Source organism: Actinoallomurus bryophytorum (genome assembly GCF_006716425.1).
Taxonomy (GTDB): Bacteria; Actinomycetota; Actinomycetes; order Streptosporangiales; family Streptosporangiaceae; genus Actinoallomurus; species Actinoallomurus bryophytorum.
Map to the genome: position 1 here is coordinate 6,909,772 of NZ_VFOZ01000001.1, position 13,025 is coordinate 6,922,796.

The window sequence follows — 13,025 nt, forward strand, 5'->3', positions numbered from 1 at the left end:
TACCGAGGTAGCCGAACCTCTGACCCGGAATCGGTCAGTCGCCGCCGCCTGACCGGATCGGTCGCGCCGGCCGTGGCCACATACCCCGATGTGAGCTCGCGCGGGGCAGGAGGCGGCAGGGTCTGTCCGGATACGGTCGCCCGCCACAGCATGGCCCGCGATGCTCCCGCCGATGATGACTGCCGTTGCCATGATCTCCTCGTCTCGGACCGGGAGTGATCAGGTGGGGGACGTCGCGGGAGTCCTGCGCCGTGTCTCCTTGTGGATGAGGAACCGTAGGGACCGGCGCTCGGTGATGCACTGAGCCAGGGGCCGCACGAGCTCGCGGTGATCCGGGCTGCTCTCCCAGGCCTCGAAGGCCGCGAGCGTCTCCCATTCGCTCGTGATGAGCCACTGCTCGGGGTCGTCGTCGGATCGGCAGACCTGGTCGAGGAGGTGGCCGGGAACACCTTCGGCCACCGAATAGCGGATCTTCTCGTACCCTTCGAGAAAGGCGCCGGTGCGGTCGAGCGGCACCCGGACCATGAAGACGACCCGGGCGCGGGTGGGTTCGTTGCTCATTGTGCCTCCGTTTCACGCGGATACCTGCGGATGACCACGGAGCTGTTGAAGCCGTCGTAGCCGCGCGCGTTGACCATCGCCGCGTCGGGAGCCGCGCGATGCGAGGTGTACGCGAAGTTCAGCTCACACCCGGGGGCGGGCTGGTCGATCCCGGCCGTTCCGGGCACGTATCGGTGCCGCATCGCGAGCAGGGCGGTGGCGACATCGAGCGCCGCCCCTCCCTGGTACATGCGTCCGACCAGCGCCTTCTGCGTAGTGACGACGGGGAGTGCGTCGACGCCGAACACCGAGCGCATCGCCTCGGCCTCGCTCACGTCGAACGCGGGCACCCCGAGCGCGTCTGGAAGGACCAGATCGATGTCGGCCGGGTCCAGTCCGGAGGTCTCCAGCGCTCGTGACATGGCGCGCGCGTAGTGCCGCACCGAACCGCCGTTGGATCGGTGCGCCGGCACCGCGTCGTGCGTCGCCCCCCACCCGGCGACCTCTCCATAGATGTACGGAGCGCCGCGGGCGAGCGCGTCGTCGAGGTTCTCGACGACGAAGATGGCGCCGCCCTCGGCCGGCACGTAACCGTCGGCGTCGACGTCGAACGGCCGGTATGCACGCTCGGGATCGGTCCTGGTGGTGAGCTGGCCCTTGCTGAGCTGGCACACCAGCGCGTACGGGCTGAGCGGGCACTCGGTGCCACCCGCAAGGACCACGGACGCGCCACGGCGGATCGTACGGGCCGCGTGAGCGAGACTGTCCAGCCCACCCGCGCTCTCGGCGCACAGCACGCTGGAGGCGCCCTTCAGCCCGTGCTTGATCGTGACCTGGCCGACGCTGGCGGCGTAGAACCAGGCGATGGACTGGTACGCGCCCACCTGGCGGGCGGTGCCGTTGCTCCACAGGCGCTGGAGCTCCTTCTGCCCGAACAGGTTGCCGCCGGAGGAACTGGCGAGCGTCGCGGCGATCTCGTACGGCGGAACGCCGGCCGGATCGAGCGCGGCGTCGCCGAACGCCTCGTCCGCCGCGGCGAGTCCCAACCAGGTCCACCGGTCCGTCTGCACCCGCAGCTTGCTGGCGACATGGTCGGTGGGAACGAAGCCGCGTACCTCCCCGGCGAGAGTCACCGGGTAGCGTGCCGGGTCGAACAGGGAGATCCTGCCGATGCGGTTCTCCCCCTTCAGGACGGTGTCCCAGTGGGCCGCGGCGCCGACGCCGCTCGGCGCGGTGACGCCGATGCCCGTAATGACGGCGCGTCGCGTCATCTGCCGGTCTCCCGTAGCTTGCCGAACACCATCGCGGACTGGAATCCACCGAAGCCGCTGCCGACCGACAGGGCCACGTCGACCGGCAGCTCGCGTGCGACGTTGGGCGTGTAGTCCAGGTCGCACTCGGGATCCCGGTTGGCCCAGTTCGCCGTCGGCGGGACGACGCCCGTGTCGATGGCGAGTGCGCAGGTGGCCATCTCGATGGCGCCGATCGCGCCGAGAGAGTGACCGACCATCGACTTGATCGAGCTGATCGGTACGTTGTACGCGTGCGGTCCGAGCGCCCGCTTGAAGGCGGCCGTCTCATGGCGGTCGTTCTGCTTGGTGCCGGAGCCGTGCGCGCTGATGTAGCCGACCGCCTCAGGAGCGAGCCGGCCCTGGTTGAGCGCGTGCTTGATCGACTCGGCCATCTCGAGGCCGTCGGGCCGCAGGCCGGTCATGTGGTACGCGTTGCCCCTGGTGGCGTAGCCCAGCACCTCGCAGTACACCGAGGCACGGCGGCGTAGCGCGTGGTTCATCTCCTCCAGGATGAGTACGGCGCCGCCCTCGCCGAGCACGAACCCGTGCCGGTCGCGGTCGAACGGCCGCGAGGCGTGCTCGGGATCGTCGTTGTCCGGGCTGGTCGCCCTGATCGCGTCGAAAGAGGCCACGGTCACCGGCGAGATCGGGGCGTCCGAGGCGCCCGCGATCACCACGTCCGCCTCCCCATCCTGTACGAGCTGCAGCCCGTATCCGATGGCGTCTATGCCCGACGTGCACCCGGTCGAGATCACCTGTGCCGGGCCGTGCGCGCCGTGCCGGCAGGCGATGTCGGCCGCGAGGGTACTGGGTACCAGCGCCTGGTAGAGGAACGGCGGCGCGTAGTCGTGGTCGACGTGCCACTCCCGGCCCGAGTCGCTGGCGACGACGTACTCGTTCTCCAGGCTGATCGTGGCGCCGACCGCGCTGCCCATGACCACGCCGGTCGAGTCCAGCGTCTCTTCGTCCAGTGGCAGCGCGCTGTCCTCCAGGGCCTCGGCCGCCGCCGCCATCCCGAACTGGATGAAACGGTCGCCGCGCCGGATCTCGCGCGGCGTGAGGCCCGCGGCCTCCGGGTCGAAGTCGGCCTCGGCGGCGATCTGCGACCGAAAGGGCGACGGATCGAACGCCGAGATGCGCCGTGTGGCGGTGCGCCCCTCGGTCACGCTCGACCAGAACTCCTTGCGGGTCACTCCGCCGGGTGCGACGACGCCGATGCCTGTCACCACCACCCGGCGACCCCCGCCCCCGGTATGCGACCTCATCGTCACTCACCCACCTCGGTGTCGACGTGCCCGAGGTCGGGGCGCGGGGCGAGCGGGCCGAGGTTGAAGACGGCGAACGCCTCTTTGCCGCCGGTGTTCCGCAGGCGGTGCCGAACGTTGATCGGGATGTAGAGCCCCTCGCCGCCGGCGAGAGGCACCTCCTCGCCGTCGAGGTCCACGGTCAACGAGCCGTGCACCAGGTAGAGGAACTCCTCGCTGTACGGGTGGTAGTGCTCGTTGACCTGTTCGCCGGGATGGAGACTCAAGAGCCCCATGAAGCCCGAGGTGCTGTTCACGGTTCCCGGGCTGAGCAGTGTGCGGATCTCGCCGCCGCGGCGCCGGTTGACCGGCACGTCGCCGAAGGACACGAGCTTGTACGGGGCCTTGGCCGCGCTCTTCTCTCGCGCGGTGGCCTCGACGCGATGGGCGATGATGTCCATTTGGACCTTGCTGTTGTTGTTGATGTGCTCGGTCATGCCGGCGTCGTCCACCGGGGCGGTGGGCTTCATCGCGAAGTCCTGGATCCAGGTCATCCGCGTGGCGTCGCCGTCTTCCTCGTAGTTCCAGCGGATGTTCATGTACTCGAACGGCCCGGTCTCGATGCGCCGGGCGGTCACGTTGTGGTTCACCGGGTCCATGACCCGCTCGCTGACCCAGCTCCAGACGCGGTTCTCCTCGTCCGGGTACAGGGTGAGCCGGAACCGCACGGTGTTGTCGTTCTGTTCCAGCACCTCGGCCTTGGCGTACTCGGTGAAGAGATTCGTCCAGTTGGCCACGTCGTTGGTCATCTCCCACACGAGGGGAAGCGGCGCGTCGATCCGGATGGTGTTCTCCGTGTGTCCCGGCATGTCACTCGTCTCCCTTGTTTTCATTGGCCGATGCGAGATCTGCGAGACGGTCGGTCAGTGCGCTGCTTTTTCCTGCCGAGCCAATTCTCTGCGGTCGACCAGTGCGCCGACCTGGTGAAGAATGTTCGGCACATTGTCGCCGATCCAGGATTCGACGACCTTGCCGTTCTCCAGTCGGTGACATGTCGTCTCGTAAATCGTTACCGGAAGCCCAGTCGGCGGAATTCCCATCAGCGACCCGGTGTGTGTCCCCCGGGTGATGAACCGGGTGTAGACCCGGTCTGCCTCGCCGATGACGTCCTCGATGTTCACTCGAATGTCGGGAAACGCGTTCCGGAACAGCAGCACGGCCTGGTGGAAGGCCTGCGGCCCCGGCGGAAGCGGTGGAATCCCGGGTGCGTTCACCTTGTAGTCGGCGCTGAAGTATTTGCTGATTCCGGAAAGGTCGCCCTCGTTGAACCCCTTCTCCGTGACCAGCCGTACGACGAACTTGTTGCGGTCGATGACGTTTTGATCCATCGTTGTCCTCCCTCGCTCAGGCGCCGGCGGTGATCATCGCTGCGGCGTAGCAGGCGACGGCGAGAATGGCGCCGTACGTGCGCACCTGGTGGGCGAAGTGCCAGCGATAGCGCTTCTCGTTCCACTCCTCGGCGACGTTGACCGGACTCCACTTCTCGATCTGGCGCCAGATCGGCCGGTTGAAGCCTTCGGAGGTGATGCCGACGACCAGCATCCCGAGGGAGCCGACGACGTAGAGGGGACTGGCGACCGCGTCACCGACCATGTAGGCCTGCAGAATGCCCGCCCCGGCGGCCAGAAGACCGTTCCAGACCGCGATCGGGTGGAAGGTGTGCATGTCGATGAGCTGGCAGGTGTTGACGTAACGGTTGTAGGGAAGTGCGTTCAACATGGGCAGAATGGACAACTTCATAATCCACAGGGTGCCCAGCTGAATACCGGAAGCGGCGAGTAGCCAAACGTCAAAGATATGGGTGGTCATCGTGCCTCCATCGGTCGACGGCGCTTGGACAGGGATGACCCGAGCGGACGCGTTCTTTTCCTCTCACGTCGAGTCTGACTTTCCGTGTGTCCCATGGGCATGAGCCACCGGTCCACATGAGAGCGGGAATTTCCATGGCCCGCATGGGACCCTGTCCGGTGCGCGATGGTCTGGAAGATTCCCGGGCGGCGGTGGGGCGGTGGTGCCGGGGCATTGTCGTCCTTACGCACAGAATCGCCGCCCTTCCCGTCGACACCGGCATGGCGGCGGTGGCGGGAGGGTGCGGCGATTCCGTATTCAGCGGAGCGGGGGATTTTTGCGGCGGATTTCCAACAGTTCTTCGATCGGGTTCCACGTCAACGGGTACGCCCAGACGGAGAAGCCGAGGATGATCAACGCTGCCCACAGCGACCTCGTGATCTTCCTCATGGCCCTGCGGAGGCGAGATTCCGGCATCGGTGTCCGGAACATCTCCTCGAGCGTCTCTACGTCCGTGTCCATGATCAGGCTGCTACCGCCGTGATCAGGTCGGTCGGACCGGCCGGCCACATCTTCCGGATCTCGTCGATGCGCAGGCCCGCGGACTCGAACAGGGCGGCGAACTCGGCCTCACTGCGTACCCCGCCCTTGTGCAGGGCGAGCTGTACGACGTCGAGCAGCTTTCCCGGGTGCGAGATGTCTCCCTCGGGCCGGATCGGTTCCAGCACGAGGATCTTGCCGCCCGGGTCCATCGCCTGGCGGATGTTCGACAGGATCGTCCGGGCCTCGACGTCCTCGTAGCTGAAGAGGATGGACGACAGCACGTACGCGTCACCGCCGGGGGGCGCCGAGGTGAAGACGTTGCCGGCCACCGCCTCCGCGCGGTCCGCGACGCCCGCCTGCGCGAACACCCGATCGGCACCCTTGACCACGTACGGCTCGTCGAACACGACGGCGCGCATCTGCGGATAGCGGGGGAGGATCGTCGCGATGAGGTACCCCTCGCCGCCGCCCATGTCGACCAGCCGCCGGGTGCCCGACAGGTCGTAGTCGCTGAACGCGATCGCGTGCGCCTGGGCGGCCAGATTGCCCATGGCGCTGCCGAACAGCGCGGCCTCGTCCGGGTGCGTCTTCAGGTACTCCCACATGCCCATGCCGAGGGCCTTGTCGAAGGCGGGCTTGCCGGTGCGGACGCTGTGGGCGAGCTCGGTGTACGCGCGGTGCCGGGTCTGGCCGCCGACGTCACGCGCCAGGTTCCGCATCGAGTCCGGCACATCACTGCGCAAGGTGGAGGCCAGGGGCGTAAGGCCGAAGACGCGCGTCGAGCTCTCGGTGAACACCCCCAGGCCGGTCAGCCCGCGCAGGAGCCTGAGCAGGGCCGTCGCGTCGGTGCCGGCCTTGGCGGCCAGCTCCTCGACGGGCCGTGGGCCGTCGGCCAGGAGGTCCGCGATGCCGAACTCGGCTGCCACGGAGATCATCTGCGTCGCCAGCGACCCGTACAGCATCTCCATCATCTGCATGGCCGGTGGCGCTTCGGCACTGTGCGGAAGGACCGCGCCGGTTGTTGTGGTCATGTAAGTGCCCTTCTCTACTGCGTGGCCGTCAAGCCGCCGTCGACATAAAGAACCTGTCCGGTGATGAACGAGGATTGTTCGGTGGCCAGATAAAGGGCCGCGTTGGCGATCTCCTGGACGTCGGCCACGCGGCCGAGTGGGGTGCGGGCGGCGACCATCTGGTTGAGGCCTTCGTCCTGGATGGCATTGGCGGAGAGCTTTGTGCGTACGAACCCGGCGGCCACGGAGTTCACCGAGATCTGGTGCCGTCCCCATTCCGCGGCGAGTTGCTTGGTGAGCAGGTGGACGCCGGCCTTGCTGGCGCCGTACGCGGTGAAGCCGCCCATGGCCAGGCCGACCGAGCCGCGTACCGAGGACAGGTGGACGATCCTGCCGCCTTCGCCGCTTTTGATCATGAGGCGGCCGACGGACTGGGAGAGCCAGAAGGCGCCCATGAGGTTGGTCTCGATCACGGCGCGCCAGTCGGCCTCGGTGAAGTCCTCGGCGGGGGCGACCTTGAGCACTCCGGTGCAGTTGATGAGGATGTCGATCCCGCCGATGGCGCCCGTGACGTCCTCGACGAGCTGGTCGACCGCCTCTCGGTCGGTGACGTTGACCTGGTAGCCGACCGTCCGGTTCGACTCCGTCGCCAGTTGTTCCGCCAGCTTGACCGCTGGTTCCCTTTCGAGCCCGGCGATCGCCACGTCTACGCCGCGCTCCGCCAGGTGGGTACTGATCACACTGCCGATCTCGCCATATCCACCGGCGACCAAGGCTCGTCGGCCGCGCAGGGAATCGGTCGCGACCGGCTCGCTTGTCTGGCTCATCTTCTGCTCTCCCCTTGGGTTCGGCTTCCTCATCGTCGGCGGTGCGGTTTCAAACGACCGGTAGACGTCTTGGTAGCGACAGTTTCGGTACGCGGGCATCCCGCCGTCGTGAGTTCGCGGTCCCGTTTATCCGGGGAATCGAGCCCAAATCGCTGGGTACGTGCTATTCGGGAACGTCGCCGCCCGCAGTGGAACGGCGGCCAAATCAGATCCACTCTGCCTGCTACCAGGCAGAATCCCCACGACGCAGGGACTCCTGGCTCATGACAGGGGGACGGAGCGCGTATGAACCTAGACGTGCCGACTGATATTGGCCTGTATTCACTATCGACAATAAGTCGCGCGGGAAAGGGACGCCATGAGTGAAATCGTCAGCGCATGGGGCGACAACTCGAATGGCCAGATCGGGGGCGAGGACGGCGCCTATGCGCGGAGCCCGGTCCCGGTGAAGGGCCTGGAGGGAGTCAAGAAGATCGACGCCGGCAGCGGGCACGTGGTCGCCCTGCTGACGGACGGCACGGCGTACGCGTGGGGGCGGAACGCCTTCGGCCAGATCGGCGATGGCACGACAGAGAACCAGGCGCGCCCCTCCCGCGTGAAGCTGGACGGCATCAGGGACGTCGCCGCGGGGGGTGGGCAGACGCTGTTCCTGATGGAGGACGGCACGGTATGGGGGAGCGGCGCCGGCTTCTTCGGCGTCCTCGGCGCGACCAACCCCGGCCTCCGGCCCGTGCCGGCCAAGATCGACGGTCTGAGCGAGGTGCGGGTGCTGGCCACAGGTGGCGGTCAGGGTCTGGCCGTACTCGAGGACGGCTCGGCGTGGAGCTGGGGACGGGACGACTTCGGGCAGCTGGGCGACGGCGACCTGACCGGGAAGCGGCCCGGCGCGGAGACCCAGCACCATGCGGGCCGGGCGTACCCGGCACGGCTCGCCCCGGCGGTCATTCCGGGCCTGGAGAGCGGTGTGCGCTCCGTCGTCGGCGGTGGCGGCCACAGTGTGGCGGTCCTCGATGACGGGACCGTGTACGCCTGGGGCTGCAATGACCGGGGCCAGCTCGGTGACGGCACCTGGACACACCGGTCGTCGCCGGTGAAGGTGGCCGGCCTGTCCGGGGTGCTGGAAGTCGCGGCCGCGTACCACCACATGGTCGCGCTGCTGGAGGACGGAACCGTGCGGTCCTGGGGGATCAACGACCGTGGTCAGCTCGGTGACGGGACCAACACGCATCGAAGCCTCCCCGTGGAGGTCAAGGGCCTCGATCGGATCATCGCGGTCGTCGCGGCCGGTGGCGGCGGCGAGGCCAACCCCGGCGACTACGGGCACAGTCTGGCGCTGCGGGAGGACGGCACCGTGTGGACCTGGGGCTGTAACGACCATGGTGAGCTGGGCGACGGCACGACCAATGACCATCTGGTCCCGGAGCAGGTCGAGGGCCTGAGCGGCGTACGCCAGGTCACCGGTGGTGGCGAGGTGCCCGCCTTCCGTGAGAACCCCGGAGGCGGGTTCACGCTGGCCGTTCACCAGGCCTGAGCCGCTGCGGCTCCGGCCGGACCGGCGCGATGACGTCATCCCCCGCATGGTTCGCTCATGCGGGGGATGACGTCATTTGCGTGACGCCTGAGCGGCCGGAGATCCCCGCATGCCGGCGGCCGGGATCCCCGCGGCACCGGCGACCGCGCCGCGCCGGCACATCGACGCCGTTCCTCGTCGATGGCCCTCGTCCCCGCTCCAGGGACCTGCCGGGGCACTCGACGGCGAAACCGGAGGGCCGGGCAAAGCGTCGGGCCCGGCTCGGCAGCTGCTCCCGTAGGCGCCGCCCCCCTTGCCGTCGACCTCCGCCACGAGCCCCTCGCGCCGCGCCCGTACGGCTGCCTCGGTGCGGTGCGTGACCTGCAGCTTCGCGAAGATCCTCGACAGGTAGTTGCGCACCGTCTTGACGGAGAGGCTCAGCTCGCGAGCGATGACCGTGTTGCCCTGGCCGTCCGCCACGAGGCGAAGCACGTCTCGTTCCCGGTCGGTGAGTTCCGGGAACGGGACGATCTGCGGCGGTGGCTTGGTGATGTAGTCGACGACGGCCCGCGCGACCTGGGACCCGAAGATCGCACCGCCCGTGCTGATGACGCCGATCGCCTGGGCGATCTCCTCCATGCCCGCTCCCTTGAGCAGGTATCCGCGGGCACCGGCACGGACGGCGGCCAGCACGGTGTCGAGGTCCTCGATGATGCTCAGGATGAGAACGGCGCTGTCCGGACTCGCCGTCTGGATGGCCTGCGTGGCCGCGATGCCGTTCATCTGCGGCATGTCGACGTCCATCATCACGACGTCGGGAATCAGCTCGCGGGCGAGCTCCAGCGCATCCTTTCCCGTCGACGCCTCCCCGACGACCTCGGTCGAGGGGAGGGATTCGAGCAGCATGCGCAGACCCGCAGTGAATACCGGGTGGTCGTCCGCGATGAGAACTCGCACTTTCGGCTCAACGGACATCTCTGCCTGGCTTTCCTCGGAAAAAATCTCGATGTCGAGCAATCTTCGCCTCGACTATCGCTCAATGTCCGGGCCCAGTCGTGAGTACTCCGTCCTACGTTCCAGAGGAAAAACGCCCTGCTGTAAATGGCCGGTGTCCCGGGATTCATGGGACCTTCCCGAACCGGCGAAAGCGGGCTCATGACGAAGCTCCGGCAGCAGGCGAATCTGTGACCAGATTCGTGCTGGCCGGAGCTTTGTCGTGAGCCCGACCGGGCGCGCAGATAACGGTCTATTGCGCCGGATCGCAGACGAGCACGATCTTGCCGACGATGGACGCCCGTTCGAGAATCTCATGGGCCTTGGCGGTGTCCGTCAACGGCATGGTCTCGGCGATGATGGGGGCTATTTCCCCGCCCTTGAGCAGGCGGAGTACTTCGCCCATGTCCTCGCGATACGCGTGAGGCTGGCTCTTCTCCAGGCTCCACGCGTTGTAGAAGGTCGTCCTCCGGCCGTCTGGAAGAAGCTTCGGACCGAGGATTCCGGTGAGCAGGCCGACGGCGCCCAGCGACTTCTTGATCTCGCCGTCCTTCATGACCTGGCTCTGACCGTAACCGATGAGAATTCCGCCGCGGCGGAGCAGCTTGTAGGAACGCCGGAAGCTGGTCCCTCCGATGGGGTCGAGCGCGGCGTCCAGCCCGTCCTTGGCCTCGGCCCGGATGACGTCGGCGAAGTTCTCCTTCTGGTAGTCGATGTGGCGGGCGCCGAGCTCGGTGACGGAGTCCCGCTTCCCGCCGGAGCAGGTCGCGTAGCATTCGATACCCGCCAGCCGCGCGAGCTGCAGCACGGCGATTCCAACGCCGCCGGCCGCGGCGTGGACGACGATCCGCTGACCGGAGCGGAGTGCGGCGACCCGGTGCAGCATCTGATGGGCGATGAAGTAGTTCAGCGTGGTGGCCGCGACCTCCACGGGATCGAGCCCATCGGGAACCGGGACGAGCCGGTCCGCCGGGAGAGCGATGTACTCGGTGTTGCCGCCGCTTTTCACCAGCGCGGTGACGGACTGGCCGGGCTCCAGTCCCGTCACGTCGTCGCCCACCGAGACAACGGTCCCCGTGATGTCGAATCCCGGGGTGAACGGTGGTCTCGGGCCGACGGGTACCGCGCCGGCGCGGAAGAGCGGGTCTCCTCCGGACACGCCCGTCGCCTGGACCCGGACGACGGCTTCGTGTGGCTTGGGCGGCTCGACCGGCCGCGTTCGAACTTCGAGCACCTCGGGGCCGCCGGTACGGGGGGCGAAGATGTATCGACCCTCCATCTTTATCACCTTTCTTGTGGCGTTACGCGGCAAAAGGGTCGATGCTGGTATCGCTCATTCCGGCCAGTCAACCCGATGTCATTATTTATGTCTTGAGCTTACGCTTGATATGCCTGAACATGTATACGCCCGATGGCGTACTCGACCGTCCTCGCGATACGCCTTGCGGCGTAGCGGATGAATTCTTACTCGCTACTCCAGGCGAATTGCCAATTGCGGTCAGAGAAAGCGAGAGCGGCACCAGCGGAAGTGATTCCCCGCCGCCGGCGCCGTCTCGACGCGTCGATGTCTCAGCTCGGCGCGTTCTCCGGGGTATCCGGCCTCCCGCCCGCCTGCGCGGGGGCTTTCCCGGCGCCATGGGCGTGGTCTCCGGTTCGCAGCGTCGTGTCGGGTAGGAACCAGGTCAGCGCGAAGGCGACGAGCATGATGGGGAAGGCCACGAGGAAAACGGTCTGCAGAGACCTTCCGAACACCTCGATCACCTGGGCGTGTACCTGCGGTGCGGTCGAGCCGATGCGGCGGATCGACGCGGGATCGGTGTAGACGGCGTTGGCGCCGTGCGGAAGCCTGCCGACCGCCTGCTCCGTCAGCAGGCGCCCCTGCCAGAACCTCATCCGAGCCGTCAGGACGGCACCGAACGCCGCGGTTCCTATGGACGACCCGATCAGCCGGAAGAACGCCGTCTGAGCGGTGACCGTGCCGATGTCGCGACGGTCCGCGCTGTTCTGCACGATGATGATCAGCTTCGAGATCACCATGCCCATCCCGATGCCCATGACGCCTTCGTAGGCCCACAGGCGCCACACCGGCGTCGACGCGTCGAGTTGTGAGAACAGCAGCAGGCTGACGGACATGATCGCGGCGCCGAGCACGATCACCGCCTTCGCCCGCCCGACGATCGACATGAGCCACCCGCTGCCGCCGGAGCCGATCATTACGGCGATCATCAGAGGCAGCAGCTGCAGACCGGCTCTGGTCGGGCCGTCACCTCGCACGACCTGGAGGTAGAGCGGCAGGAAGAAATACGCGCCGATCGTCGCCACACCGATGAGGAAGGTGATGGCGATGGCGATGGCGATGCTGGGCTGGCGGAAGATCCGAAGGGGCACGAGCGGCTCGCGCGCGGTGCTCTCACGGAACACGAAGACCACGGTCAGCACGACGCTGAGGGCGATCAGCCCCAGAATCTGCGGGGACCCCCATGCGTACTCGGTGCCGCCCCAGATCATCACCAGCAGCAGCGCCGCGATCCCGGCGACGAGGAGAAACGCGCCCGAGTAGTCGACCGTGTGCTCGCGGCGGGGCGCGGGCAGCTTCAGTCTCAGGCTCAGCGCCACGAGGGCCAGAATGCCGATGGGCACGTTGATGAAGAAGCACCAGCGCCACGACACGTACTGGGTGAAGGTACCGCCGATCAGCGGCCCGATCAGCGAGGCGAGCGCGTACATCCCGCCGACCATGCCCTGGACGCGCCCGATCTGCCGAGGCGGTACCACCGTCGCGGAGATCGTGAACGCCAGAGTCACCAGGCCGCCCGCGCCAAGGCCTTGCACCGCGCGGAAGGTGACCATCTCCGGCACATTGTTACTGAACCCGACGAGCAACGAGCCCAGCACGAAGATGGCGATCGCCGAGATGTACATGGGTTTGGCGCCGTAGAGGTCGGCCAGTTTCCCATAGATGGCGGTGGCGATCGTCGATGTCACAAGATAAGACGTGACAACAAGCGAGAAGTCGTCAAGCTTTCCTAGTTCGCCGACCATTGTCGGAAGTGCCGTACCGACAATGGTCTGGTCCAGAGCGGAAAGGAGCTGGCCGGTCAGCAATACGGTGAGTACGGTACGTACCTGCCAGCGAGCCAGTCCGATTGAAGGTGCCTTAGCGGTGGCTGATTCGACCATGGAATCGACTCCATTTGGGCATCGGCGGTTGGAGCCTC

General features: G+C 67.1%; 13 protein-coding genes. 1 reads left to right on the top strand and 12 read right to left on the bottom strand.

What is annotated here, in order from left to right:
• Nucleotides 1-219: 219 nt before the first annotated feature.
• The 9 genes from FB559_RS32130 to FB559_RS32170 form a co-directional block, all read right to left on the bottom strand.
• Nucleotides 220-561 (bottom strand): antibiotic biosynthesis monooxygenase family protein, encoded by a 342-nt coding sequence (locus FB559_RS32130; protein ID WP_141960624.1) that lies wholly within the window; start codon nucleotides 559-561, stop codon nucleotides 220-222.
• Nucleotides 558-1,811 carry a beta-ketoacyl synthase N-terminal-like domain-containing protein gene (locus FB559_RS32135; protein ID WP_141960626.1) on the bottom strand — a complete coding sequence of 418 codons (1,254 nt, stop codon included), beginning with the start codon at nucleotides 1,809-1,811 and terminating at the stop codon, nucleotides 558-560. The genes FB559_RS32130 and FB559_RS32135 overlap by 4 nt, the downstream gene beginning before the upstream one ends.
• Nucleotides 1,808-3,097, bottom strand: coding sequence for a beta-ketoacyl-[acyl-carrier-protein] synthase family protein (locus FB559_RS32140; RefSeq protein ID WP_141960628.1), 1,290 nt, complete (start codon nucleotides 3,095-3,097; stop codon nucleotides 1,808-1,810). The genes FB559_RS32135 and FB559_RS32140 overlap by 4 nt, the downstream gene beginning before the upstream one ends.
• Nucleotides 3,098-3,099: 2 nt before the next feature.
• Entirely contained in the window at nucleotides 3,100-3,945 is an 846-nt protein-coding gene (locus FB559_RS46495) for a cupin domain-containing protein (protein ID WP_141960631.1), read from the bottom strand.
• 54 nt (nucleotides 3,946-3,999) lie between these two features.
• Nucleotides 4,000-4,464, bottom strand: coding sequence for an ester cyclase (locus tag FB559_RS32150; protein ID WP_141960633.1), 465 nt, complete (start codon nucleotides 4,462-4,464; stop codon nucleotides 4,000-4,002).
• Nucleotides 4,465-4,480: 16 nt separating this feature from the next.
• The gene (locus FB559_RS32155; RefSeq protein WP_141960635.1) at nucleotides 4,481-4,945 is read right to left on the bottom strand and encodes a DUF1772 domain-containing protein; all 465 of its coding nucleotides are present in this window, start codon (nucleotides 4,943-4,945) and stop codon (nucleotides 4,481-4,483) included.
• A 297-nt stretch (nucleotides 4,946-5,242) separates the two neighbouring features.
• Entirely contained in the window at nucleotides 5,243-5,446 is a 204-nt protein-coding gene (locus FB559_RS32160; RefSeq protein ID WP_141960637.1) for a hypothetical protein, read from the bottom strand.
• Nucleotides 5,447-5,448: 2 nt separating this feature from the next.
• Nucleotides 5,449-6,498, bottom strand: a complete 1,050-nt coding sequence (locus FB559_RS32165; RefSeq protein ID WP_141960640.1) for a methyltransferase — start codon at nucleotides 6,496-6,498, stop codon at nucleotides 5,449-5,451.
• A 14-nt stretch (nucleotides 6,499-6,512) separates the two neighbouring features.
• The gene (locus FB559_RS32170) at nucleotides 6,513-7,304 is read right to left on the bottom strand and encodes an SDR family NAD(P)-dependent oxidoreductase (protein ID WP_141960642.1); all 792 of its coding nucleotides are present in this window, start codon (nucleotides 7,302-7,304) and stop codon (nucleotides 6,513-6,515) included.
• Nucleotides 7,305-7,662: 358 nt separating this feature from the next.
• Between FB559_RS32170 and FB559_RS32175 the strand changes: the two genes are divergently transcribed.
• The gene (locus FB559_RS32175) at nucleotides 7,663-8,835 is read left to right on the top strand and encodes an RCC1 domain-containing protein (protein WP_141960644.1); all 1,173 of its coding nucleotides are present in this window, start codon (nucleotides 7,663-7,665) and stop codon (nucleotides 8,833-8,835) included.
• Nucleotides 8,836-8,907: 72 nt separating this feature from the next.
• Here the strand turns inward: FB559_RS32175 and FB559_RS32180 are convergent, their stop codons facing one another.
• The 3 genes from FB559_RS32180 to FB559_RS32190 form a co-directional block, all read right to left on the bottom strand.
• The gene (locus FB559_RS32180; RefSeq protein ID WP_246122258.1) at nucleotides 8,908-9,771 is read right to left on the bottom strand and encodes a response regulator; all 864 of its coding nucleotides are present in this window, start codon (nucleotides 9,769-9,771) and stop codon (nucleotides 8,908-8,910) included.
• A gap of 289 nt (nucleotides 9,772-10,060) precedes the next feature.
• Nucleotides 10,061-11,086, bottom strand: a complete 1,026-nt coding sequence (locus tag FB559_RS32185; protein ID WP_141960648.1) for a medium chain dehydrogenase/reductase family protein — start codon at nucleotides 11,084-11,086, stop codon at nucleotides 10,061-10,063.
• Between the two features lie 290 nt (nucleotides 11,087-11,376).
• Nucleotides 11,377-12,987 carry an MDR family MFS transporter gene (locus FB559_RS32190; RefSeq protein WP_141960650.1) on the bottom strand — a complete coding sequence of 537 codons (1,611 nt, stop codon included), beginning with the start codon at nucleotides 12,985-12,987 and terminating at the stop codon, nucleotides 11,377-11,379.
• Nucleotides 12,988-13,025 lie beyond the last annotated feature (38 nt).

Excerpts from the sequence above, each read along its gene's own strand:
- FB559_RS46495 (WP_141960631.1), bottom strand. The coding sequence starts at position 3,945 with ATGCCGGGACACACGGAGAACACCATCCGGATCGACGCGCCGCTTCCC.
- FB559_RS32170 (WP_141960642.1), bottom strand. The coding sequence starts at position 7,304 with ATGAGCCAGACAAGCGAGCCGGTCGCGACCGATTCCCTGCGCGGCCGA.
- FB559_RS32165 (WP_141960640.1), bottom strand. The coding sequence starts at position 6,498 with ATGACCACAACAACCGGCGCGGTCCTTCCGCACAGTGCCGAAGCGCCA.
- FB559_RS32130 (WP_141960624.1), bottom strand. The coding sequence starts at position 561 with ATGAGCAACGAACCCACCCGCGCCCGGGTCGTCTTCATGGTCCGGGTG.
- FB559_RS32140 (WP_141960628.1), bottom strand. The coding sequence starts at position 3,097 with ATGAGGTCGCATACCGGGGGCGGGGGTCGCCGGGTGGTGGTGACAGGC.
- FB559_RS32155 (WP_141960635.1), bottom strand. The coding sequence starts at position 4,945 with ATGACCACCCATATCTTTGACGTTTGGCTACTCGCCGCTTCCGGTATT.
- FB559_RS32185 (WP_141960648.1), bottom strand. The coding sequence starts at position 11,086 with ATGGAGGGTCGATACATCTTCGCCCCCCGTACCGGCGGCCCCGAGGTG.
- FB559_RS32190 (WP_141960650.1), bottom strand. The coding sequence starts at position 12,987 with ATGGTCGAATCAGCCACCGCTAAGGCACCTTCAATCGGACTGGCTCGC.
- FB559_RS32150 (WP_141960633.1), bottom strand. The coding sequence starts at position 4,464 with ATGGATCAAAACGTCATCGACCGCAACAAGTTCGTCGTACGGCTGGTC.
- FB559_RS32160 (WP_141960637.1), bottom strand. The coding sequence starts at position 5,446 with ATGGACACGGACGTAGAGACGCTCGAGGAGATGTTCCGGACACCGATG.
- FB559_RS32135 (WP_141960626.1), bottom strand. The coding sequence starts at position 1,811 with ATGACGCGACGCGCCGTCATTACGGGCATCGGCGTCACCGCGCCGAGC.
- FB559_RS32175 (WP_141960644.1), top strand. The coding sequence starts at position 7,663 with ATGAGTGAAATCGTCAGCGCATGGGGCGACAACTCGAATGGCCAGATC.